The organism is Lentzea sp., from assembly GCF_036380075.1.
Taxonomy (GTDB): domain Bacteria; phylum Actinomycetota; class Actinomycetes; order Mycobacteriales; family Pseudonocardiaceae; genus Lentzea.
In genome coordinates this window covers 1-2,777 of the sequence record NZ_DASVFL010000365.1, presented here as the reverse complement: position 1 = coordinate 2,777, position 2,777 = coordinate 1, and the positions used below count along the sequence as shown (strand labels likewise).

Genomic DNA, 2,777 nt, shown 5'->3' with positions numbered 1-2,777 from the left:
GTCGCGTCGCCGTTCGATAGGTTTCCCAGAATTCGCGGATCCCGCCCGCCGTCGTCGCGGCACGACTCGAGGTGTCCTGGACCTGCGCCGCTCCCTCGACCACCGTCACCGTCTGGCCCGCCGGTAACTCCGTCAGCACCTGGTGTGTACCGCTCGGCCAATCGATGACCAGACTGTCGGCCCGCGTGAGCGACCCCAGTCCGAAATGCTCGGTCAGCTCGTTTTGCGAGAGGTACGGTCCCTGGTCTCCGATCTCGCGGAACCAGCTCGTTGTGCCCGCCACCAGTCGGAGGTTGGCGCCGATTGCGCTGCGATTGCTCCGACGCCCCTCCAGCTGCACGTTGAGCCAGTGGTCCCGGTTACCGCCGTCGTTGCGCAGCAGGACCGGCGGGCCGCCGTGATTCATGACGAGGACGTCGAGGTCACCGTCCCGGTCGTAGTCGGCGAAGGCGGCGCCTCGACCGACGTAGGGGGTCTGGAAATACGGTCCGCTCACGGCGGAGACATCGTAGAAGCCCTCCTTGGGGCCGCGGTTCCAAAAGAGTTTGCTGGTCTGCGGCGCGAGGAGATGGGGAGCGTCGCGGCGCTGGAACGTGTGTCCGTTGGCGACGAAGAGATCGAGTCGTCCGTCGTTGTCGTAGTCGAAGAAGAATGTGCCCCATCCGACGAAGTCGAGCGACACCTGACCCAGCCCATAGCGATCGGCTTCGTCCGTGAATGCGAGGGGCGGACGGCTCGACTCGGCTCCTCCTCCGGGACTCGGCCGGGACCGTCGCAGCGCCAGGTGCTCCTGCTGGTCGTCGTGCAGCAAGTTCGTGAATAGCGCGTTTTCCTGCGCGATCCAGTGGCTGACGAAGAGATCGAGGTCTCCGTCGCCGTCCCAGTCCCCCACGGCCAGGCCCATGCCACTGCGGTAATCCGCAACCCTGGCCTGATTGGTGATGTCTTCGAACGTGCCGTCGCCGCGGTTTCGAAACAGCTGGTTGGGGGTGAGATCATTCGCGACGTACAAATCGGGCCACCCGTCCCCATCGAAATCCGCCCAGGTGGCCCCTAGGCTTCTTCCCTTGTCGCCCAGGACGCCGGCCCGAGCGGCGACCTCGGTGAACGTGCCATTGCGGTTGTTGTGAAAGAGAAGGTTCCGCTCGGGTGGAAACGTACTGGGGTTGATGCTCGCCGGGTTCTCGACGTCGTAGCGCAGAGCCCCCGCCGAATCGGCCAGGGGTCTGTACTTGACGTAGCCGGTGATGTACAGGTCGAGGTACCCGTCCCGGTCGTAGTCGCCCCAGGCGACGGCGGACCAGAAGCCGCGCCGCCCGCCCAGCCCCGCGGCTTTAGTCACATCGGTGAACGTGCCGTTCCCGTTATTGTGGTAGAGATGGTTCTCGCCGTAGGCGGAGATGACGAGGTCGGGCCACCCGTCGTTGTCGTAATCCCCCCATGCAGCACCCATGCCCCAGATCCGCAAGTCGAGGCCGGCCTGCTCGGTGACGTCGGTGAACGTCCCATCCTTGTTATTGCGGTACAAGGCGCAGCGCGCCGGGGAGGCCTTCAACGCCTCCGGTGTCGCCGTGATCGGGCCGACGGAGTTGACGAGAAACAGGTCGGGCCAGCCGTCATTGTTGTAGTCTCCCCAGGCCACGCCCGAGCCGACGTCTTCCACGATCTGCGAGGTGCGATCGCCCCAGAAGTGGTGGAACGTGATCCCCGCCTCGCGCGTCACATCGGTGAACGTGACGCGTGGGTAGTCCTGCGGTAAACCGCGTGACAGCTCGGAAGTGAGCCCTTCGATTTGTTCGCCGGGGCGGTAGGAAGCGGGGCGGCCCACCACGAGAACGATCGTTCCGGCGATCGCGACGAAGGCGAGCGCGAGCCCTGCCGTGAAGACGAGGCGGCGCCGCCGGCGCGTCAGGTCGCCGAGCACTGGCGGCTAGCGTCCGTGCGCGAGGGCCGGCACCACCGTGATGCTCGTCGAGTCCTGCGAAAGGACCGTCACCGGCGCCGTGATCCCTGAGGATTCGCCGAACAGGAAGTTGAGGAGGAACTGGTCGATCTTGCGGTACATGAGGCGGCTCGTCACCTCGAGCCGCGTCACCCGGGCGGGTGCGCGGAACCGGAACGATTCGCGACGGGAGTCGTCCGGCGAGCGTCCGTCTCGAGCGCCGGTTGTTGCCGCGGCCGGCTGCGGCACGATGGCGGCGGGGCACTGGAAGGCGAATTCGGCCCGGTCCGATTGGCCGGGGAACAACGCCCGCCGGTAGCGCACCCCGACCATCTCCCAGAGGTTGTGGCGGTCGATCAACTTGCCGTATTGATCCACAGGCTCGGACTTGAAGATGAACGACCCCGGCTGAATGAAATGGCGCTGGTCCCGCTGCCCCGTGGCGAAGACGACGTGGCCGTCCTGATCACGCACGACGACCTCGACCCACGACTGAATGATGTCCAGGGGGCCGGTGGGGAAGTCATGGCCGACCTTGTTGTTGGTAATCACGACATCGAGCCGGATATCGTCGCCGGGGCTCGCCTCGGCCGGTGCTGCGAGCTCGATCGGGACCGCCGGGCCGGTGCGCCACTTGTCGGCGATCTCCGGGATGTGAATCCTGCCCTGCAGCCACCGCTCCGTCAGCAAGGCATGCTCCCGGGCTCCCGGCAGCTTCAGCGCGAGCGGCATGAACTGGTTGGCGGCGAGGAAGCGGTGGCTGCGATGCTTCCCGTCTCCAGCGGTGCGGTTGTAGTCCTGGTCGTCACCCCGGCCCGGGTCGTGCGAGTTCTGC

Annotated in this window: 2 protein-coding genes; both read right to left on the bottom strand. The window is 66.2% G+C overall.

The genetic code is table 11. From position 1 onward, the window contains the following. Positions 1-1,924 (bottom strand): CRTAC1 family protein (locus VF330_RS38745; RefSeq protein WP_330856721.1); only part of this gene is annotated, 1,924 nt, incomplete at its 3' end. Between the two features lie 6 nt (positions 1,925-1,930). Beyond that, positions 1,931-2,777 (bottom strand): hypothetical protein (locus VF330_RS38740; protein WP_330856720.1); only part of this gene is annotated, 847 nt, incomplete at its 5' end.